Below are 19,514 nucleotides of genomic sequence, written 5' to 3' on the forward strand. Positions count from 1 at the left end.
CCGGTCGCCGGCCCGCCCCGCGCCGCCCTCACGGGCGGGTGGGGCGGGCCGGGCCGGAGGAGTGATTGGAGGAGGCGTCCGGTGGCATCGCAGGAGTGGCTTGAGAAGGACTTCTACGCTGTGCTCGGCGTGCCGCAGGACGCCTCCAAGAAGGACATCGAGAAGGCCTACCGCAAGCTCGCGCGCGAATGGCACCCCGACCACAACCCGGCGTCCGACGCCGAGGAGCGGTTCAAGGGGATCTCGGAGGCGTACTCGGTGCTGCACGACGACAAGCAGCGCGGCGAGTACGACCAGATCCAGCTGATGAAGTCCGGCCGGGGCGGGTTCGGAGGCGCGCACGCCGCGCCCGGGGGCATCAACCTCGAAGACCTGTTCGGGAACGCCGGGGGCGGCTCGGGCGGGTTCTCCGACCTCTTCGGCGGCCTGTTCGGCGGCGGCCCGGGCCAGCGGCGCCGCTCGGGCGCCGCGCGCGGCAACGACCTGCGCACCAACGTGACCCTCGACTTCGCCGACGCCGTGAAGGGCTCCACGACGGAGCTGCGGATGCGCGCGCCCGGGGAGTGCGAGACCTGCCACGGGTCGGGCGCCAAGCCCGGCACCGCGCCGACCACGTGCCCGAAGTGCAACGGGCGCGGCCTGGTCACCGAGAACCAGGGCGCGTTCAGCTTCGCGCAGCCGTGCCCCGAGTGCGAGGGCACCGGCACCGTCGTCACCGACCCGTGCCCCGACTGCGGCGGCACCGGTGCGACCACGAAGGACCGCGTCATCACTGTGCGGGTGCCCGCCGGGATCGGCGACGGCCAGACCATCCGGCTCGCCGGGCGCGGCGCGCCGGGCGAGCGCGGCGGGCCCGCCGGGGACCTCCTGGTGCGCGTCACCGTCCGCTCGCACCCGCTGTTCGCGCGCGACGGCGACAACGTCACCGTGCGCCTGCCCGTCTCCTTCCCCGAGGCCGCCCTGGGCGCCAAGGTGAAGGTCCCGACGCTCGACGGCCCCGTGACCCTGAAGGTCCCCGAGGGGACCCCGACCGGGCGGGTGCTGCGCGTCAAGGGCCGCGGCGTCCCCGGCAAGGGCGACCTGCTCGTGACCGTGGACGTCGAGGTGCCCGTGTCGCTGACCGCCGAGGCCCGCGAGGCCCTGGAGAAGTACGCGGCGGCCGCCCCCGCGGCCGACCGCTCGAAACTGGAAGAGCTGACGGGGCAGTGAGTCCCGCGGTTCCGGAAGGACGGCGGGCCCTCTCGCGGGCCCGCCGGAACAACCGGTGCGCCCTCCGGCGTTGTACCGGACGCGCGGCGCCGCACGGCGCCCCGGGCACCGGAGAGAGGAGTGGAGCGTGAACGCCGCCGACCGCAGCGGACCGTCCGATGCGAACCATCCGCGCGTGCGCGTCGAGATCTCCTACGGCCGGCGCGGACCGGGCGAGGACCTCGACTTCGACGCGAAGATCCTCGCGATCTCCGCCGCCGCCGAACTCGCGGGGATGCACCCGCAGACCCTCCGCCAGTACGACCGGCTCGGCCTCGTCGAGCCCGCCCGCACGCCCGGCGGGGGCCGGCGCTACTCCGCGCGCGACGTCTCGCGCCTGCGGGAGATCCAGCGGCTCAGCCAGGACGAGGGCGTCAACCTCGCGGGGATCAAGCGGATCATGGACCTCGAACGGGAGGTCCACGCGATCCGCGCCGAGGCGCAGGCGGTCGTGGAGGAGCTCCAGCGGGCCCGCGCCCAGCTCGCCGAGCTGCGCGCCATCGCAGGCCCGTTCGGCCGCTCGACCGACATCGTGCTGTGGCGGGGCGAACAATGATCGCCGCCTGCCCCCCTCCCCGCCACCGTTAAGATCGGGCCCATGCGACGCAGAAGACGACGATCCCGAAGTCCGCGGCCCGGCGGCCGCCCGCTCCGCGCATCGGAGCCTCCCAGCGGGCGTGAGCAGTGCTCATAGCCGTCGGACTGGTCATCATCCTGGCCGTCACCGCCGCCACGGGCTTCTTCGTGGCGCTCGAATTCGCCTACACCGCCGTCGACCGGTCCAAACTGGAGGACCTCGCCGCCGGCCCCGACGCCAAGCGCGCGTCCCGGGCCCGCCGGGCCCTCAAGGTCTCCTCGCAGCTGTCGTTCGCCCTCTCGGGCGCGCAGCTCGGCATCACCGTCACCGCCCTGTTCGTCGGCTTCTTCGCCGAGCCCTACCTCGGTGAGGGGCTCGCGCAGCTCCTGGGCACCGCCGGGGTCCCCGCGGCCGTGTCGGTCACCCTCGGCACGGTCGTCGCGTTCGTCATCGCCAACATCGTGCAGATGATCCTCGGCGAGCTCGGCCCCAAGAACCTCGCGATCGCCCGCACCGAGGCCCTCGCGCTCGCCCTCGCCGTCCCCACCGGCACGTACCTGACGGTGTGCGGGCCGATCATCCGCTTCTTCGACGCCGCCTCCACGCGGCTGCTGCGGCTCCTGGGCATCCAGCCCGTCGAGGAGCTGGAGCACAACGCGACCGCGGAGGACCTGCACCGGATCATCGACGTCTCCCGCGACGAGGGCGCCCTCGACGAGGAGCTGTCGGTCCTCCTCGACCGCGGCCTCGACTTCTCCGACACCGTCGCCGAGCAGGCCATGACCCCGCGGGTCGGCGTCCAGACCCTCCCCGCCGCGGCCACCGTCGCGGACGCGGTCGCCGCGCTCGCGGACGGCCACTCCCGCTTCCCGGTCGTGGGCGCCGACGTGGACGACCTCCTCGGCGTCGTCGGCATCGGCCAGATCATCGCGGTCCCCCGCGAGGCCCGCGAGGTCGTCACCGTGGCCGAGATCGCCGACCCCGCGATGCTCGTGCCCGCCTCGCTCCCGCTCCCGCAGCTGCTCGACCAGATGCGCGGGCGCCACCGCCAGCTCGCGTGCGTCGTGGACGAGTTCGGCGGCTTCGCCGGGATCGTCACGCTCGAAGACCTCGCCGAGGAGCTGGTGGGGGAGATCCGCGACGAGCAGGACCGCTTCGAGGCCGTCCCGGTCTCGCTCGCGGGCGGCGGCTGGCTCATCCCCGGCCGCTGGCGCGTGGACGAGGTCGCCGACGCCACCGGCATCCAGCTCCCCGAAGGCGAGCACTACGAGACGATCGCCGGGCTCGTCATGGCCGAGCTCGGCCGCGTCGCCCACCCCGGCGACACCGTCGAGGTCCCGACCGCCGCCGCGGGGGAGTTCTACGACGAGGACGGCGACGGCGAGGCCGATCCGGCCCCGCGCAGCGTCAAGCTCGTCGTCGTCTCCTCCGCCCGCCATGTGCCGCAGGCGATCGAGCTGCGGCCGCTCCCGGGGGAGGACGCCCGGTGAGCACCGGTCCCGCCCTCCTGGTCTCCCTGATCCTCCTGGCCGCCAACGCGTTCTTCGTGGCCGCCGAGTTCGCGCTCGTCGCCTCCCGGCAGCACCGGCTCGAACAGGACGGCTCCGCGGCGGCCCGCGCGGCCCTGCGCGGCACCAGGAACCTCTCGCTCATGCTCGCGGGCGCCCAGCTCGGCATCACCGCGTGCACCGTCGGCCTCGGCGCGCTCGCCGAACCGGCCCTCGCGCACTCCATCGAGGTCCCCTTGCAGGCCGTGGGCCTGGAAGCGGCGGCGCACCCGATCTCCTTCGCGATCGCGCTGGTGATCGTGGTGTTCCTCCACATGGTCGTCGGCGAGATGATGCCGAAGTCGTGGGCGATCACCCACCCCGAGGCCTCCGCGATGGCCCTCATCTGGCCCTTCACCGGCTACGTGTGGGTCACCAAGCCGATCCTCCTGGGCCTCAACCACGGCGCCAACGCCATGCTCAAGCTGTTCAGGGTCGAGCCCGCCGACGAGAAGGCGCAGGCGCACTCCCCCGAGGAGCTGCGCTACCTGCTGCGGTCCTCGGCGGCCGCGGGCGTCCTCGGCGAGGAGGAGCACCAGATGCTCGCCCACGCGATCGCCGTGCAGCGCCAGGGGGTCCGCGAGGTGCAGATCCCGTGGGCCGAGGTCGTCACGATCCCGGCCTCCTCGACCGCCGTGGACGCCGAGGAGCGCAGCCGCGCCACCGGCCGCTCCCGCCTCGTCGTCGTGGACGCCGAGGGCAAGCCCGTGGGCCTGGTCCACGTCCGCGAGGCCGTGCAGGCCGCGCCCGACGCCTCGGTCGCCGACCTCGCCGCGGCCCCGCTGCTGGTCGCCGCCGACACCACCGTCGCCGGGGCCGTGACCCTCATGCGCCGCCAGCGGGCCCAGCTCGCCCTGGTCACCGGCGCGGACCGCGAGGTCACCGGCCTGGTCGCCATGGAGGACCTCCTGGAGGAGATCATGGGCGACTTCTACGACGAGACCGACAAGACCGCGTAGCGGCGCACCGGAACGGAAGAGGGCCTCGGCTTCGGCTGGGGCCCTTCGCCTTGCCGCCTGGACGTTTTCACCGCGACACGCGCCCCCGGGCGTGTTCGTCGCCGGATTCGGGCCCTCGGGGCGTGATCATGATTCATCAACCGTTTCCTGTGACTCTGGAAGACCATGTCGAAATTCTTCGAGGAAACCGGGCCCGAATTCGCCGTCTCCATGCGCGGCTACGACCGCCACCAGGTCGACGAGTTCACCTCCCGGCTGTATCAGAACATCAAGACCCACGAGCAGCACCGCGACGAGGCGGTGCGGGCACTGGACAGCGCCGAGCAGCAGCTGCGCCGCGCCGAGGAGCGCATCGGCGCCCTGGAGCGGCGCGTCTCCGAGCGGGCCACGCAGATCGCCGAGGCCGAGCAGCCGACCCTCGCGGGCCTGGGCGCCCGCGTCGAGAAGATCCTCCGGGCCGCCGAGCAGGACGCGGGCGTCCAGAAGGCCGACGCCAAGCGCCAGGCCGCGTCCCTGATCCAGGAGGCCCGCGGCGAGGCCGACGCGATGATGCGCGCCGCGCACGCCGAGGCCGCCGAGATCACCGCCACCACCGACCAGGACGTCACCGAGATCCGCGCCCGCGCGGTCAACGAGACCACCGAGCTGCGCGAGAACGCCCGCCGCAGCCACGACCTCGCGCTCGCCGACGTCCACCGCGAGGTCCAGACCGCGCAGAGCCAGTCCCGTTCGGAGGCCGAGAAGACCAGGTCGGCCGCCGAGCGCGAGATCGCCGTCGCCCGCGCGACCTCCGAGCGCGAGATGACCGAGCTGCGGGCCCTCGCCTCCCGCGAGGCCGACCAGCAGCGCAGCGCCGCCGGGCAGCTCCTGGCCGAGGCCTCGGAGTTCCGCAAGAAGAAGACCCAGGAGCTGACCCTCGCCGAGGCCGACCGCCGCGAGCGGGCGCAGAAGGAGGAGGCCGACCGGCACCAGCAGGCCATCGCGACCGCGCAGCGGATCGTCTCGGAGGCCGAGGACCGGCTGGCCCTCGCCGAGGAGCGGGCCCGCTCCTCCGAGAACCGGGCGATCGAGCGCCGCGAGGAGGCCGACCAGCAGGCGAAGGACGCCGTCCACCGCGCGGCCGAGCAGGCCAAGTCCATCAAGTCGGAGTCCGAGACCGAGGCGGCGCGGCTCAGGCGCAGCGCCGGGGAGCGCGCGGCCGAACGCGTGCAGCCCCTCGCCGAGGAGGTCGCGGCCCTGGAGCGCCAGCGCGACTCCGCCGGCTCGAACCTCACCGACCTGCGCCGCCAGCTCGGCCTGGTCTCCGGCGAGGAGGAGAAGACCTCCCCGTCGCTCTCGGCCCTGTCGTCGGTCTCGGGGGTGTTCGAGTCGGAGTCGGCGCCGCTGCCGATCAACCGGCAGCGCGAGTCGCCCGAGGACCTGGACGCGACGCAGCACCTGCCCAAGGTGCACTAGAAGTTCGGCACGAGGCTCCACCGCGCGCCGCGGTCGCCGGTCCGGGCGGGTTTCCCCGCTCGATGCACTGGCCGACCGCGGCGCGGTCCTATATTATAAATAAACTGAACTAATTCGTGGGAGCGTCGCCGTACCGACCGGCGCACCCCCGCGGACACCGGTTCCTCCCGGCGCGGCCGCACCCCCGGCGGCGAGCGGGCCGGACAACTGCACCTCGACCACAGGAGCCCCCGAACCATGCAGCGCCGCATCTCGCTGATCCCGCAACCGCAGCAGCTCGTCCTCGCCGACGGCGACCTGGACCTGAGCACCCTCGACGCCATCGCCGCCGACCCCGAGCTGCACCCGCTCGCCTGGCTCCTGTCGGACCTCCTGAACCGGGGCACCGGCCTGCGGCTCGCCGTCACCGGGCCCGAGGCGGACGGCCGCGTCCTGCGCCTGCGCCTCGAAGGCGACCGCCCCGAGGACCTCACCACCGCCGCCGAGGCCTACCGCCTCGACATCGCCGAAGGCGGCGTCGTCCTCGCCGCGGCGCACCCGGCGGGCATCGCCCGCGGCATCGCCACCCTCCGCCAGCTCCTCCCCGCCGACTCGCTGCGCGAGGCCCCCGCGGCCGCCCCGGTCGTGCCGCTCGTCGCGATCGACGACGAGCCGCGCCTGCGCTGGCGCGGCGTCATGATCGACGTGGTCCGGCACTTCCAGCCGAAGGACTTCGTGCTCAAGATGATCGACCGGGCGTGGCTGCACCGGATGAACGTCGTGCACCTGCACCTCACCGACGACCAGGGCTGGCGCTTCGACGTGCCCTCGCGCCCCAAGCTCGCCGAGATCGCGTCGTGGCGCGAGGAGACGAAGATCGGGCACGCCCGCGACGAGGCCTCCGGGTACGAGCCGACCCCGCACGGCGGGATCTTCTCCGTCCCCGACCTGCGCGAGATCGCCTCCTACGCGCGCGAGCGCCACATCATGATCGTCCCCGAGGTGAACCTCCCCGGGCACGCCCGCGCCGTGCTCGCCGCCTACCCCGAACTCGGTGCGGGCCAGGACAAACCGGTCTCGCCCACGTTCGGCGTGTTCGAGGAGGTCCTGGAGCCGACCCAGGCGTCCCTGGACTTCGCGCTGGAGGCGTACACCGCGATCGGCGAGGTCTTCGAGGGCCCGTTCGTCCACATCGGCGGCGACGAGGTGCCGATGACGCAGTGGGAGTCCTCCCCCGTCGCCCGCGAGCTCATGGAGCGCGAGGGCATGGAGGACGTGCGCGGCGTCCAGGCCTGGTTCACGAAGGCGTTCTGCGACCACCTCGCCGGCATGGGCAAGCGGGTCATCGGCTGGGACGAGATCCTCGACGGCGGCGCGCCCGCCGAGGCCGTGGTCCACGTGTGGCGCAACGAGGCCTACGTCAAGAAGGCCATCGCCGCGGGCCACATGGTCGTGGCCTCGCCCGAGCCGTACGCGTACTACGACCACTACGAGAGCGACGACCCCGCCGAGCCCCTGCGCATCCACGGCCTGACCACCGTGGACAAGGTCGCGGGCTGGGACCCGGTCCCGGCGGGCGTGGACGGCGAGAAGGTCCTCGGCATCCAGTGCCAGCTCTGGTCGGAGTACCTGCCGACCCCGCGGGACGTGGAGTACTCGGCGTTCCCGCGACTGTCCGTCCTCGCCGAGGTCGGGTGGACCGGGATGGCCGTGCGCGAGGCGAACCCGGTGCAGGACCGCCTCGGCGACCACCTGGAGCGCCTGCACGCCATGGGCATCGACTACCGGCCCCCGACCGGGCCCGAGCGCTGGCAGCGCGGCGGCACGGGCCGCCGGGCCCGCTATTCGTGGACGTTCGAGGAGCACCAGCCGGAGTGACCGGCCGGGCCGGTTCCGACCGGCCGGCAACCGAAACGTGAGAAGCCCTTGCGGCCCGCCTGAGCGGTTCGCAAGGGCTTCTTTACTATGAGGTGGTCCCCGGCGGCGGTGGGGCTATTGCGGGTCAGCAGCAGGGTCAGCAATCGGGAGCGCCCGCGCCGCCGCCGGGGGGTTCGGCGCCCGGCCTCGCGGCCGGTGACGGACGCGGCCGCTAGGGGCGGCCGTACCCGTCGATCGACATGATGTCCATGTCGGCGATCTTCACCACGGTGGTGGAGTTCGGGGCGTGGATGATCTCGCCGCCTCCGATGTAGATCGCGACGTGGCCCAGGTTGTTGTAGAAGATGAGGTCCCCGGGCTGGAGCTCGTCGCGGGAGATCCGCGCCGTCTCGTCCCACTGCATCGCGGTGTTGTGCGACAGGCCCACGCCCGCCGCGCCCCACGCGCCCTGCGTCAGGCCCGAGCAGTCCCACTCGTCCGGTCCCGAGGCGCCGTACACGTACTGGTCGCCGAGCTGGTCGTACGCGAACGCCACGACCGCCGAGTCGCCGGAGTAGTCGCCCCAGTCGGGCTCGGGGTTCTCCTCGGCGTACGCGTCGGAGTACTCCTCCTCCAGCGCGTCGATCTCGGCCTCGATCTCCTCCTGCTGCGTCTCGATCTCGCCGAGGATCTCGTCGGCGCTCGCCTGGAGGGCCTCCAGCTCCGCCTGGCGGGTCTCCAGCTCCTCGATCTGCGCGAGGGAGTCCTGGAGCGCCGCGTTCTCGGCGTTCGAGAGGTTCGACAGGTACATGAGGCGGTCGGCGAAGTCCGACGGGTCGCCCGCGAGCACCGAGTTGACCATCGCGAAGTCCCCGCCGGTGTAGGCGGTGGAGGCGATCTCGGCCATCCGGTCCTGCGCGGCGAGGCCCGCTTCCTCCAGCGCCGGGAGCTGCTCCTGGATCTCGGCGATCAGGGCGTTGGCGTCGTCGAGCTCCTCGCGCTTGGCGTTGTAGTCCTCGATGACCTTCTCCAGGTCCGAGTGCCGCTCGTCGATCTCCGCCTGGATCTCGTCGCTGGTCTGCGCCGACGCCTGCGAGGACGTGAACAGCGCCGCCGTCGCGGGGATCAGTGCTGCGGCCAAGGCGGCGGCAGCGATACGCCGGGTACGCACCAAGGGATGCGCTCCTTCCTCTGGCCGCCTACCGGGTTAGCTGTCGGGTTCGGGCGGAAGGAAGGGTCGCCCTACGCTTGCATGCGATTCACCCCGTCGGCCCCTGCACGCGGCCGACTGCTGGTTCCCCGGCTCGAACCCGACGGGACCCGGGCCGACTCGGCGGTGCCGCGCGGCGGATGCGGGGTGCACCCGAGTTTCCGACGCGACGGGTTCACGTTAGAGCCCAATATGAGTCGAGACAAGCCCGGGGGGAGAATTTCTCGCACAATGGCACGGAATACTACGGGCCGCTGCTCAGGGCTAACGAGCAGTTGCCGCAATACCCCGCAGGGGTATACACTGACGAACGGAGGGAAGCGACATGGCAAGCGACGACACCGCGCACGCCCCTGAACCCGACGACGGCGGTCACGGGCACGACCACTACTGGTACCACGGCGACAAGGCCGCGCTCACGCGACGCCTCAAACGCATCGAGGGCCAGATCCGCGGCATCCAGCGGATGGTCGACGACGACCAGTACTGCATCGACATCCTGACCCAGATCTCCGCGTCCACCAAGGGACTCCAGGCCGTCGCCCTCAGCCTCCTCGAAGGCCACCTGGCCCACTGCGTCGCCGAGGCGCAGACCTCCGGTGACCCGACCGCCGCCGAAGCCAAGGTGAAGGAAGCCTCGGACGCGGTGGCCCGCCTGCTCAGAACCTGACAAGGAGTCCACATGGAAACCGTCTACGTCGTCAAGGGCATGACCTGCGGCCACTGCGCCGGCAGCGTCACCTCCGAACTCACCGCCCTCCCCGGCGTCTCCGGGGTGGACGTCGCCCTCGACACCGGCAAGGTCACCGTCACCAGTGAGGGCGCCCTCACCGAGGACCAGGTCCGCGCCGCCGTCGACGAGGCCGGCTACGAACTCGTCGGAACCGCCTCCTGAGGACCCGACCGCAAGGCCCTGACCACCCGTTCACCGGGTGTTCAGGGCCTCACCGTTGCACCCGCCGAGACCCCCTGACGTACAGTCGGTGCATGGCAGTCTCCGACGACGACCGTTCCGTCGAGCTCGACGAGGACTTCTCGGTGCTCCCCGACCAGACCTCCGACGACACCGACCGCGGCTGGGGCGAGGCCCCCGCCCCCCGGCGCACCCGCGGCGAACTCTCCGCCCGCGACCGCGACCTGCTCGCCGAGCGCCCCCCGCACTGGTCCTGAGCGGCGGCACGCGCATGTCCGACGCCTTCCCGCCCGGCGAACGAGTCGAGCTCGTCGCCCGCGCCGTCCTGCTCCGCGCCGGACTCGCCCGCTTCCACGAGGAGCGCCGCGCCAACTGGGACCGCCTCACCGGCGACAGGACCCCCTCGGTCGACGACCCCGACGCCGTCACCCTCAACACCCACCCCGGCGCCCGGACCGAGAACGCCGACGACCTCCGGACCCTCGGCGACGCCCTGCGCCTCATGGACCGCGTCATCGACCTCCTCGAATCCCCCGCCCAGGACATCGCCGTCGTCGCCTACGGCCTCGAACAGCTCCAGCACACCGTCATCGAGCTGGAGGAGTACGCCGACCTCAAGACCCCCCTCGCCCTCCTCTCCGACCTCTTCCGGGACTGAACCCGCGAGCACCGTTCCCGCGCAAGCGGAAAGGCCCGGACCAGGGGAGGGAGGCTCCCGCCGGTCCGGGCCCGTGCGCCCCGGAGGGCGCGTGTCGAGCAGCAGTCTTCCTAGCCCTTCACGGCGCCGCCGGTCAGACCCGAGACGATGTACCGCTGGAGGCTCATGAACACCCCGACCGTGAGGACCGAGGTCAGCAGCGTCCCCGCCGCGAAGATCCCGAAGTACGAGGCCGGCGAGTTGTCCGCCGTCAGCGTCTTCAGGCCCACCGCGAGCGTCATCTCCGGCCGGTCGGTGAGGAACAGCGACGCCAGGATGAAGTCGTTCATCGTGCCCACGAACGCGAGGATGCCCGAGATCGCGATGATCGGCGCGGCGAGGGGCAGGATCATCCCGAAGAAGATCTGCGCGTGCGAGGCCCCGTCGATCGTCGCCGCCTCGTCGAGCTCCTTCGGGATCGTGTCGAAGAAGCCCTTCATCAGCCACGTCGAGACGCCCAGCGCCCCGCCCATGTACACCAGCATCAGGCCCAGCTTCGTGTTCAGGCCCGCCACCGGGTAGTACTCGCCGATCGCGCCGAAGATCAGGTACAGCGCCACCACCGACAGGAACGCCGGGAACATCTGGATGAGCAGCAGGAACAGCAGCATCCCGCGCCGCCCCCTGAACCGGAACCGGCTGAACGCGTACGCCGCGAGCGAGGAGATCAGGATCGACAGGAACGCCGCCGGGACCGCGATCATCAGCGAGTTCGCGAACCACGACCCGAACGGGATGTTCGGGTCCGAGAACAGCCGGTCGAAGCTCACCAGGCTGAGGTCCGTCGGGATCAGCCCCGTCGCCGAGAGCGTCCCCTTCGGGTTGAACGCCGCCGACACCACGTACAGGATCGGCACGAGCCCGAACACCAGGACCGCCACGGCCACCAGGTGCCGCCACCCGAACTCCGCGACCCAGTTGGACCGCTTGCGTCGCGCTTGAGTCGCCATCAGTACACGTCCTCCTGGCTGCGGGTGGTCCGGAACATGACCGCCGAGATCGTGGCGACGATCAGGAAGATGAACACGCTGACCGCGCTGGCGAAGCCGTAGTCGGCGGAGGTCGCCCCGAACGCCTGGCGGAACGCGTACGTGATGAGCAGGTCGGTCCCGCCGACCGACTCGCCCGCGAGGAACGGGTTGCCGCCGCTGAGGAGCTGGATCGCGTTGAAGTTGTTGAAGTTGAAGGCGAACGAGGAGATCAGCAGCGGCGTGAGCGCGATGAGCAGCAGCGGCAGCGTGATCCGGCGGAACGCCGTCACCCCCGTCGCGCCGTCGATCCTCGCGGCCTCCAGGGAGTCCGCCGGGAGCGCCTGGAGCGCGCCGAGGGAGATGAGGAACATGTACGGCCAGCCGAGCCACGTGTTCGCGATGAGGACCATCGCGCGGGCGGCCCACGTCTCGCCGTACCAGTTGACGCTCAGCCCGAACAGCTCGTTGACCAGCCCGTAGTCGCGGTTGAACATCTGCGCCCACACCAGCAGCATCGCGAACGAGGGCATGGCGTACGGCAGGATCATGAGCGTCCGGTACACCTTCGTGCCGCGCATGGACGGCTTGTTCAGGGCCATGGCGGTGCCGAGGCCGATGACGAAGGTGAACAGGACCGACCCGGCCGCGAACATGACGTTCCAGGCGAAGACGCCCAGGAACGGGCCGCGGATGTCGGGGTCGGTGATGACCGACAGGTAGTTGTCGAGGCCGACGTTGACGCGCCAGCCGACGAGCGCGGCCTGCCCGTCCTCGGTGAGGAAGCTGCCCTCCTCGTCGTCGGCGTACCAGACGGTGCCGGTCGCCGAGTCGGTGATGCAGTCGCAGCCCTCGTCGTAGGAGCGCGTCGAGACGCCCTCGAACGCCGAGAGGCCCTGCACCTTGATGCCGGTGTCCGGCCCGGTCGGGACCGCGAGTTCGGCGAGCTCGCCCTGCCGCTCGTTGAGGTCGGCGAGGGTCCACACGGTGTAGTCGGGGGCGGCGGTGATCCGCCCGCTCGCGTCCACGGTGGCCCCGTCGATCTCGGTGAGGCCCTCTTCCGTTCCCGCCCAGGTGGACCCGTCGGCGGTGTTCGTCAGCAGGAGGGTCAGCTCGCCGGAGGCGGACTCGCCGACGGCCAGGAGGTAGTTCGCGCCGCCGGGGGTCTGCTGGACGCCCGCGGCGATGATCGCCTCGACCGCGCCCTCCTTGTCGGTCCGGTGGCCGTCCCCGTAGTTGGAGAACGAGGTCCCGGCGGTCATGACGACCGGCGCGATCTGGAACGCGATGAGCAGGAGCGTCCCGGGGACCAGGTACTTCAGGGGGATGGAGCGGCGCTGGAGGTAGGTGTAGAAGACGACGGCTACGATGACCGCTTCGAGGCCGAGGCCCCACCAGGCCCCGGCCCCGATGAGCGGCAACGCCGCCCAGACGGCCAGTGCGGCCACCGCCGCGAGCACCGCGATCTTGGTGATCTGGCCCGCGGCGGTGGTGGAGCCGGCCGTCTGGGCACGTTGGTCGAGCACTGCTGCGCGTTCCTTCGCTCTGTGGACTGGCCGGGGCCGCTACGCGCCGACGGCGTCGCGGATGGTCTGCGCGGCGGTCGCGGCCGCGTCGGCGCCCGGCGTGGTGCCGTCGATCGCGTCGGCCTCGGCGCGGCCGAAGGGCTCCCAGACGGAGTCCATGGCGGGGATGTTCGGCATCGGGACGGCGTTCTCCCCGGCGGCGGCGAAGCCCTGCGCGTCGGCGTTGCCCTCGGCGTAGGTCTCGGCGGCGGCGGTGAGCGCCGGGAGGCGCCCGCCCGCCTCGGCGAGCTTGAGCTGGAGGTCCTCGGTGAGGACGTAGTTGGTGACGAACTCCTGCGCGAACACGGCGTTCTTGGCGCCGGAGGCGACGTAGAAGCCCTGGACGCCGAGGAACGGCGAGGCCGGGTTCTGGCCCTCGAAGCCGGGGATCGCGGTGACCTCGTACTCCAGGCCCGCGCCCTGGACGTCGGTGAGGGCCCAGGGGCCGGAGATCATGAACGCGGTCTTCTGGTCCACGAAGAACGGGATGACGTTGGAGGCGTCGAAGGTGGTCTTGAGGACGCCCGAGGCGCCGAGCTCGGCGAACTTCTCGAACGCGGCGACGCCGCCGGGGGAGTCCACGCCGACGTCGGTCGGGTCGAGGTTGCCCGCGCCGTCGTCCTTGAACAGGTAGCCGCCCATGGAGGAGAACAGCGGGTAGGCGCTGTAGGCGTTGCCGTCGACGCCGACCTCCATGGTGAGGACCTCGTCGGTGCCCGCGGCCTGGCCGGCGGCGACGAGCTCCTCGAAGGTGGCGGGGGCCTCGGGGGCGAGCGCGGTGTTGCGGATGAGGCCGAGGTTCTCCAGGGCGTACGCGACGCCGTAGAGGTTGCCGTCCACGGTGAACGCCTTGACGGCGGTCTCGTTGAGGGCCGCCTGCTGGTCGGCGGTGAGGGTGACGGGGGCGACAGCGCCGGCGGCGGCGTACTGCCCGGCCCAGTCGTGGGCGCCCACGACGATGTCGGGGCCCTGGCCCTGCTCGGCGGCGGTGAGGAAGTCCTGCCGGAGGGTCTCGACGTGCTCTTCGACGGTGACCTTCACGCCGACGGTGGTCTCGAAGTCCTTGACGAACTCCTTGAGCACGGGTGTGCGGGTCTCGTCGGCCCAGATGACGAGCTCGCCGGAGAACTCCGTGCCGGTGTCGGAGCCGCTGTCGCTGTCGTCGCCGCAGGCGGCGGCCGCGCCCAGAGCGGCGGCGGAGACGGCGGTGATACCCAGGGTCCTTCTGCGCATGTCTTCTTTTCTCCTCATTGAGGGGCCCCGGGGCGGGGGCCGCTGGTGCGGGGACTCGCGTCCCGACTTCCTACGACATTAGCAAGACGTTTCAGAATGAGGAAAGCCTTGCAACCAAACTGTTGCCATCTTTCAGATAGGCTAGTCTGTCATCATGCGGCTTCGACTCTCTGACATCGCCCGGCAGGCCGGGGTCAGTGAGGCAACGGTGTCCCGGGTGCTCAACGACAAGCCCGGCGTCGGTCAGCAGACCCGACAGTCCGTCCTCACTGCCCTCGACGTGCTCGGCTATGAACGCCCCCAGGCCCTCCGCAAGCACGCTATCGGCCTGATCGGCCTGGTCGTGCCCGAACTGGAGAACCCGATCTTCCCGCTCTACGCGCAGACGATCTCCAACGTCCTGGCCGGCTCGGGGTACACCCCGGTGCTGTGCACCCAGACCCCCGGCGGGGTCTCCGAGGACGAGTTCGTGGAGATGCTCCGCGAGCGGGCGGTCGCCGGCATCATCTTCGTCTCGGGACTGCACGCGGACACGTCCGCGAGCACCGAACGCTACCAAGAGCTCAAGGACAAGCGCCTCCCGGTGGCCTTCGTCACGGGCCACCCCGAGGGCGTCGAGGCCGCCTCGTTCTCCTGCGACGACACCGTCGCGGCCCGCATCGCCGTCGAGCACCTCGCGGGCCTGGGCCACCAGCGGATCGGCCTGGTCTCGGGCCCGGACCGGTACTGGCCGGTGCGCCGCAAGATCTCCGGGTACCGCGCCGCCATGCAGCACGTCGGCCCCGAGCTCATCGAGCTGACCCTCTTCGGCGAGCAGGGCGGCCACGCCGCCGCCTCGCGCCTCATCGACCGCGGCGCGACCGCGGTCGTCTGCGGCTCGGACATGATGGCCCTCGGCGCGATCCGCGCCGCCGAGGAGCGCGGCCTCAACGTCCCGCAAGACTTTTCAGTCGTCGGCTACGACGACTCGCCGCTCATCGCCCACACCAACCCCCCGCTCACGACCGTGCGGCAGCCGGTGCGCGACATCGCCACCGCCGCCGCGCGGGCCCTGCTCGACGAGATCGCCGGGCAGCCCACCCCGTCGTCGGAATACCTGTTCCGGCCCGAACTGGTCGTACGCGGGTCCACCGGTGCGGCACCCCGAGAAGACTGAAAGGGAAACTCACCGATGAGTGAACACTGGTGGCGCGACGCGGTCATCTACCAGGTGTACCCGCGCTCGTTCGCCGACGCGAACGGCGACGGCATGGGCGATCTGGAGGGCATCCGCTCCCGCATCCCCTACCTCGCGGAGCTCGGCGTCGACGCCATCTGGCTCTCGCCGTTCTACGCCTCGCCGCAGAAGGACGCGGGCTACGACGTCTCCGACTACCGGCGGATCGACCCGCGCTTCGGCGACCTCGGCGACTTCGACCGGATGCTCGCCGACGCGCACGCCGCGGGCATCCGCCTCATCGTGGACCTCGTCCCCAACCACACCTCCTCGGAGCACGAGTGGTTCCAGGCCGCGCTCGCTGCGGCACCCGGCTCGCCGGAGCGAGAGCGCTACCACTTCCGCGACGTCACCGACCCCGAGGTGCCGCCGAACAACTGGCAGTCGATCTTCGGCGGCCCGGCGTGGACGAAGACCGATGACGGCAAGCAGTGGTACCTGCACCTGTTCGACGCCTCGCAGCCGGACCTGAACTGGGACAACCCGGAGGTCCACGCGGAGTTCCAGTCGGTGCTGCGGTTCTGGCTCGACCGGGGCGTGGACGGCTTCCGCATCGACGTCGCCCACGGCATGGTCAAGGCCGAGGGCCTGCCCGACACCGGCGGCGACGGCACGATCGAGATGATCGGCACCACGCAGGCGCCCTTCTTCGACCAGGACGGCGTCCACGACATCTACCGCACGTGGCGGCCCATCATCGAGGAGTACGAGGGGGACCGGATCTTCGTCGCCGAGGCGTGGACCGACTCGGCCGAGCGCCGCTCCCTGTACCTGCGGCCCGACGAGCTCCACCAGGCGTTCAACTTCGACCTGGTGCTCGCGCCGTTCAGCGCCGCGGACTTCCGCAAGGCCATCGACTCCGAGATCGCGAACAACGCCGGGGTCGGCGCGCCCTGCACGTGGGTGCTCTCCAACCACGACGTGCAGCGCCACGTCACCCGCTACGGCGGCGGCGCCCAAGGCCTCGCCCGCGCGAAGGCCGCGACGCAGCTCCTGCTCTCGCTCCCGGGCGTCGTATACGTCTACCAGGGCGAGGAGCTGGGCCTGAACGAGGTCCTCGACCTGCCCGCGGAGGTCCGCGAGGACCCGACGTTCTTCCGCACCGGCGGCGCGCAGATCGGCCGCGACGGCTGCCGCGTCCCCCTCCCGTGGACCCGCGAGGGCTCCTCGTTCGGCTTCGGCGCGAACGGCTCCTGGCTCCCGCAGCCCGCCGAGTGGGGCGCGCTCTCGGCCGAGGCCGAGGACGGCACTGAGGGCTCCACCCTGGAGTTCTACCGCGCCGCCATCGCGATCCGCAAGGCCCACAAGGCCACCGGCCTGACCTGGCTGGCCGACCCGGGCGAGGACGCGTTCGCGTTCGACAACGGCGCCCTGGTCGCGGTCGTCAACTTCGGCGCCGACCCCGTCCCGGTCGCCCAGTACGGCACCGAGGTGCTCCTCGCGAGCGCCGACCTCGTCGACGGACAGCTGCCGGGCGGCGCGGCCGTCTGGTTCGAGAAGTAGCACGGGATCGTAGATCCTATAGGATATAGGATCTACGATCCGAGCGTGAGGGCCCGCGGCAAGCGCTGCGGGCCCTTTCCATGTCGCACGCCCGGTCCGATGCGGACGCCCGCCAGTGCCGCCGCGCCGCACCCGTACCGCCCCGCACCTCCCGTTCGGGCGTGCAGTCGGGCGGTGACTGAACCGGTATTGCCCTCCCGCGACCTCCGGGTTTAGATTCGGGGCCTCAATCGCATACCCCGCGATGCGAGGCCGTCCGGCGCGGCCTCCCAGGTTCTCCATCGCACAAGCCGACTCCGGCGGAGCCGGGGCGCAGCCGGCGCCCGTGCCCGCGGTCCGCTGCGCTGACCCGACGGAGACCCGCCATGACCCGACCCGACCTCCTCACCCGACGGGCCGCCCCGCGGCCCGGACCCCTGCGCCGCAGCAGAAGACGCGGCACCGTCCTCAAGCTCGCCGCCTTCGCGCTCGTGTTCCTCCTCGCCGCCGCCCTCGCCGTGATGGCCGAGGCGGGCGGGCGCGGGAACCGGCCCGCCCGGCCCGTGGAGCTGTCCCGGGCCCTCCCCTTCGACATCGCCTCCCTCGACGGCACCGGCAACAACGAGGCCGAACCCGACTGGGGCGCGGCGGGGCAGCCGTACCAGCGCCTCGCCCCCGCCGCCTACGCCGACGGCGTCGGCGCCATGCAGGAGGGCCCCGACCCGCGGTACGTCTCGAACCGCGTGTTCGCCGACGACCACGTCAACCTCTTCTCTGAACGCGGCCTGTCCCAGTGGAACTGGGCCTGGGGCCAGTTCGTCGTCCACAACATCGCGCTCCGGCGGACCTCGGCGCACGACGACCCGGCCGCCGAGGCCGTCACCGTCCCCTTCGACAACGCCGACCCCTTGGAGGAGTTCACCAACGACGCCGAGACGCTCCCGTTCCTGCGGTCCGTGCCCGCCGAGGGCACCGGCGTCGACTCCCCGCGCGAGCAGGTGGACCTCCTGCCGTCCTACCTCGGCGGGTTCGAGGTCTACGGCGGCACCGAGGACCGGCTCGAATGGCTCCGCGACGGCGAGGTGAACGGCGACCTCGCGGACAACGCGGCCACGTTCATGCTCGACGGCGGCTACCTCCCCACCGCCGACCTGCGCGGCGACGCGGCCGCCGCGCCCTACATGGACGCGAGCGGGCGCCTCACGGCCGACCCGGCGGCGGCGATGGTCACCGGCGACGTCCGCGCCAACCAGTCGCCTTCCCTGCTCGCCCTCTCGACCCTGTTCGCGCGCGAGCACAACCGCATCGTCGCCGAACTCCCGCGGCGCCTCACCGACGAGGCCAAGTTCGCGATCGCCCGCCGCGTCGTCGTCGCCGAGATCCAGCGCATCACCTACGAGGAGTTCCTCCCCGCGCTCGGCGTCGAGCTCCCCGACTACGAGGGCTACGACCCCGACACGCGCGTGCAGGTCTCGAACGAGTTCGCGACGGTCGCGTTCCGGGCCCACTCGATGATCCACGGCGACTTCCTCATCGACGTCGCCGACGGCTACTACACCGACGAGGAGCTGGAGGCCTTCGAAGCCGCGGGCCTGGAGGTCGAGGCGGGCGAGGACGGCGTGGAGGCCGAGGCCCCCGCGGGCCTCATGTTCTTCAACCCGGACCTGTTCCGCGACGTCGGCCTGGAGGCGTTCGTCCACGGCATGTCCGTGCAGACCGAGTACAACAACGACGAGATGGTCGACAACCAGCTCCGCTCGGTCCTCAACCAGGTGCCGGTCGGCGACGCCACCGACTGCCTCGACTCCTCCGAGTGCTTCACCATGGTCACCGACCTGCCCGCGCTCGACCTGGTGCGCGCCCGCGACCACGGCCTGCCCGGGTACAACGCGCTGCGCGAGGCGTTCGGCCTGGAACCGGCCGCCGCGTTCACCGACATCACCGGCGAGGACACCGAGGCGCTCCCCGAGGGCCTGACGATCGACTCGCCCGAGATCATGGCGTTCACCGCGTTCGCCGACGCCGACGGGAACCCCGTCACCGAGGAGGAGGCCCGCGGCGACGGCGCCGCCGTCAGCGCGACGCGCGCCTCCACGCTCGCCGCGCGCCTCGCGGCCCTCTACGGCGACACCGACTCCCTCGACGCGATCACCGGCATGATGGCCGAACCGCACCTCCCCGGCTCCGAGTTCGGCGAGCTCCAGCAGGCGATGTGGGCCGCGGAGTTCACGATGCTCCGCGACGGCGACCGCTTCTTCTACCGCGGTGACGAGGCCCTCGACTTCATCGCCGACCGCTACGACGTCGAACCGGTCGCCACCCTCGCCGAGCTCATCACCGGCAACACCGGCATCGGCGCGGGCGACCTCCAGGACAACGTCTTCTTCGCCGCCGAGACCGCCCCCCTTCCCGCCGCCGCCCGCGACGCCGAGGACCCGCCCGCCCGCGGCTGCCACCACCGCCAGGCCGCCGCCACCGCCCAGGACCGCTGCCCGGGCCGCCGCTTCAGAGAACCGGAGCGCTGAACCGGGCAGCAGGAGGCCCCGCGGCCCGACGGGACCGCGGGGCCCGACACCCGCGAGGGCCCGGCCGCATCGCGGCCGGGCCC

At 71.9% G+C, this 19,514-nt stretch carries 17 protein-coding genes and 1 riboswitch; of the genes, 13 read left to right on the plus strand and 4 right to left on the minus strand.

Annotated elements, in window-relative coordinates; all coding sequences use genetic code 11:
• Positions 1 to 81: 81 nt before the first annotated feature.
• The 6 genes from dnaJ to ACFFXY_RS04775 all read left to right on the plus strand — a co-directional run bounded on the left by dnaJ (position 82) and on the right by ACFFXY_RS04775 (position 7,643).
• Positions 82 to 1,209, plus strand: coding sequence for a molecular chaperone DnaJ (dnaJ, locus tag ACFFXY_RS04750; protein WP_382346370.1), 1,128 nt, complete (start codon positions 82 to 84; stop codon positions 1,207 to 1,209).
• A 274-nt stretch (positions 1,210 to 1,483) separates the two neighbouring features.
• A complete protein-coding gene (locus tag ACFFXY_RS04755) occupies positions 1,484 to 1,804 on the plus strand; it encodes a heat shock protein transcriptional repressor HspR (protein ID WP_382347390.1) in 321 nt (106 codons plus the stop codon).
• Positions 1,805 to 1,932: 128 nt separating this feature from the next.
• Complete coding sequence (locus ACFFXY_RS04760) at positions 1,933 to 3,315, plus strand: hemolysin family protein (protein ID WP_382346373.1); 1,383 nt, start codon at positions 1,933 to 1,935, stop codon at positions 3,313 to 3,315.
• On the plus strand, positions 3,312 to 4,331 hold the full coding sequence (locus ACFFXY_RS04765) for a hemolysin family protein (protein ID WP_382346375.1): 1,020 nt from the start codon (positions 3,312 to 3,314) through the stop codon (positions 4,329 to 4,331). The genes ACFFXY_RS04760 and ACFFXY_RS04765 overlap by 4 nt, the downstream gene beginning before the upstream one ends.
• A 165-nt stretch (positions 4,332 to 4,496) precedes the next feature.
• Positions 4,497 to 5,786, plus strand: coding sequence for a coiled-coil domain-containing protein (locus tag ACFFXY_RS04770; RefSeq protein ID WP_382346377.1), 1,290 nt, complete (start codon positions 4,497 to 4,499; stop codon positions 5,784 to 5,786).
• 237 nt (positions 5,787 to 6,023) lie between these two features.
• Entirely contained in the window at positions 6,024 to 7,643 is a 1,620-nt protein-coding gene (locus tag ACFFXY_RS04775; protein ID WP_382346380.1) for a beta-N-acetylhexosaminidase, read from the plus strand.
• A 211-nt stretch (positions 7,644 to 7,854) separates the two neighbouring features.
• On the opposite strand, the gene ACFFXY_RS04780 is transcribed toward ACFFXY_RS04775, so the two are convergent.
• Complete coding sequence (locus ACFFXY_RS04780; protein ID WP_382346382.1) at positions 7,855 to 8,763, minus strand: C40 family peptidase; 909 nt, start codon at positions 8,761 to 8,763, stop codon at positions 7,855 to 7,857.
• Between the two features lie 39 nt (positions 8,764 to 8,802).
• Positions 8,803 to 8,968: riboswitch (cyclic di-AMP (ydaO/yuaA leader) on the minus strand.
• 189 nt (positions 8,969 to 9,157) lie between these two features.
• Here ACFFXY_RS04780 and ACFFXY_RS04785 point away from each other — a divergent pair.
• From ACFFXY_RS04785 to ACFFXY_RS04800, 4 genes are all read left to right on the plus strand, one after another.
• Positions 9,158 to 9,502, plus strand: a complete 345-nt coding sequence (locus tag ACFFXY_RS04785) for a metal-sensitive transcriptional regulator (protein WP_382346385.1) — start codon at positions 9,158 to 9,160, stop codon at positions 9,500 to 9,502.
• Between the two features lie 12 nt (positions 9,503 to 9,514).
• Positions 9,515 to 9,727: a heavy-metal-associated domain-containing protein gene (locus tag ACFFXY_RS04790; RefSeq protein ID WP_382346387.1), complete on the plus strand. Its 213-nt coding sequence runs from the start codon at positions 9,515 to 9,517 to the stop codon at positions 9,725 to 9,727.
• Between the two features lie 92 nt (positions 9,728 to 9,819).
• On the plus strand, positions 9,820 to 10,002 hold the full coding sequence (locus ACFFXY_RS04795; RefSeq protein ID WP_382346390.1) for a hypothetical protein: 183 nt from the start codon (positions 9,820 to 9,822) through the stop codon (positions 10,000 to 10,002).
• A gap of 14 nt (positions 10,003 to 10,016) precedes the next feature.
• On the plus strand, positions 10,017 to 10,403 hold the full coding sequence (locus ACFFXY_RS04800) for a hypothetical protein (RefSeq protein ID WP_382346392.1): 387 nt from the start codon (positions 10,017 to 10,019) through the stop codon (positions 10,401 to 10,403).
• Between the two features lie 110 nt (positions 10,404 to 10,513).
• Here the strand turns inward: ACFFXY_RS04800 and ACFFXY_RS04805 are convergent, their stop codons facing one another.
• Genes ACFFXY_RS04805 through ACFFXY_RS04815 form a run of 3 tightly spaced genes read right to left on the minus strand, consistent with a single transcriptional unit; the run spans position 10,514 to position 14,208 of the window.
• Positions 10,514 to 11,392 carry a sugar ABC transporter permease gene (locus tag ACFFXY_RS04805; protein WP_382346394.1) on the minus strand — a complete coding sequence of 293 codons (879 nt, stop codon included), beginning with the start codon at positions 11,390 to 11,392 and terminating at the stop codon, positions 10,514 to 10,516.
• Positions 11,392 to 12,936, minus strand: coding sequence for an ABC transporter permease subunit (locus ACFFXY_RS04810; protein WP_382346396.1), 1,545 nt, complete (start codon positions 12,934 to 12,936; stop codon positions 11,392 to 11,394). The genes ACFFXY_RS04805 and ACFFXY_RS04810 overlap by 1 nt, the downstream gene beginning before the upstream one ends.
• Before the next feature lie 39 nt (positions 12,937 to 12,975).
• Positions 12,976 to 14,208, minus strand: coding sequence for a sugar ABC transporter substrate-binding protein (locus ACFFXY_RS04815; protein ID WP_382346399.1), 1,233 nt, complete (start codon positions 14,206 to 14,208; stop codon positions 12,976 to 12,978).
• A gap of 154 nt (positions 14,209 to 14,362) precedes the next feature.
• Between ACFFXY_RS04815 and ACFFXY_RS04820 the strand changes: the two genes are divergently transcribed.
• From ACFFXY_RS04820 to ACFFXY_RS04830, 3 genes are all read left to right on the plus strand, one after another.
• Entirely contained in the window at positions 14,363 to 15,364 is a 1,002-nt protein-coding gene (locus ACFFXY_RS04820; protein WP_382346401.1) for a LacI family DNA-binding transcriptional regulator, read from the plus strand.
• A gap of 15 nt (positions 15,365 to 15,379) precedes the next feature.
• Positions 15,380 to 16,927: a glycoside hydrolase family 13 protein gene (locus ACFFXY_RS04825; RefSeq protein WP_382346404.1), complete on the plus strand. Its 1,548-nt coding sequence runs from the start codon at positions 15,380 to 15,382 to the stop codon at positions 16,925 to 16,927.
• A gap of 365 nt (positions 16,928 to 17,292) precedes the next feature.
• Positions 17,293 to 19,431: a peroxidase family protein gene (locus ACFFXY_RS04830; RefSeq protein ID WP_382346405.1), complete on the plus strand. Its 2,139-nt coding sequence runs from the start codon at positions 17,293 to 17,295 to the stop codon at positions 19,429 to 19,431.
• Positions 19,432 to 19,514 lie beyond the last annotated feature (83 nt).

This window comes from Glycomyces mayteni (assembly GCF_042428885.1).
GTDB classification, from domain to species: domain Bacteria; phylum Actinomycetota; class Actinomycetes; order Mycobacteriales; family Micromonosporaceae; genus Glycomyces; species Glycomyces mayteni.

What these genes read in the sequence shown, in the direction of transcription:
- ACFFXY_RS04755 (WP_382347390.1), top strand. Translation starts at nt 1,484, where the DNA reads ATGCACCCGCAGACCCTCCGCCAGTACGACCGGCTCGGCCTCGTCGAG.
- ACFFXY_RS04770 (WP_382346377.1), top strand. Translation starts at nt 4,497, where the DNA reads ATGTCGAAATTCTTCGAGGAAACCGGGCCCGAATTCGCCGTCTCCATG.
- ACFFXY_RS04775 (WP_382346380.1), top strand. Translation starts at nt 6,024, where the DNA reads ATGCAGCGCCGCATCTCGCTGATCCCGCAACCGCAGCAGCTCGTCCTC.
- ACFFXY_RS04785 (WP_382346385.1), top strand. Translation starts at nt 9,158, where the DNA reads ATGGCAAGCGACGACACCGCGCACGCCCCTGAACCCGACGACGGCGGT.
- ACFFXY_RS04790 (WP_382346387.1), top strand. Translation starts at nt 9,515, where the DNA reads ATGGAAACCGTCTACGTCGTCAAGGGCATGACCTGCGGCCACTGCGCC.
- ACFFXY_RS04795 (WP_382346390.1), top strand. Translation starts at nt 9,820, where the DNA reads ATGGCAGTCTCCGACGACGACCGTTCCGTCGAGCTCGACGAGGACTTC.
- ACFFXY_RS04800 (WP_382346392.1), top strand. Translation starts at nt 10,017, where the DNA reads ATGTCCGACGCCTTCCCGCCCGGCGAACGAGTCGAGCTCGTCGCCCGC.
- ACFFXY_RS04805 (WP_382346394.1), bottom strand. Translation starts at nt 11,392, where the DNA reads ATGGCGACTCAAGCGCGACGCAAGCGGTCCAACTGGGTCGCGGAGTTC.
- ACFFXY_RS04815 (WP_382346399.1), bottom strand. Translation starts at nt 14,208, where the DNA reads ATGCGCAGAAGGACCCTGGGTATCACCGCCGTCTCCGCCGCCGCTCTG.
- ACFFXY_RS04820 (WP_382346401.1), top strand. Translation starts at nt 14,363, where the DNA reads ATGCGGCTTCGACTCTCTGACATCGCCCGGCAGGCCGGGGTCAGTGAG.
- ACFFXY_RS04825 (WP_382346404.1), top strand. Translation starts at nt 15,380, where the DNA reads ATGAGTGAACACTGGTGGCGCGACGCGGTCATCTACCAGGTGTACCCG.
- ACFFXY_RS04830 (WP_382346405.1), top strand. Translation starts at nt 17,293, where the DNA reads ATGACCCGACCCGACCTCCTCACCCGACGGGCCGCCCCGCGGCCCGGA.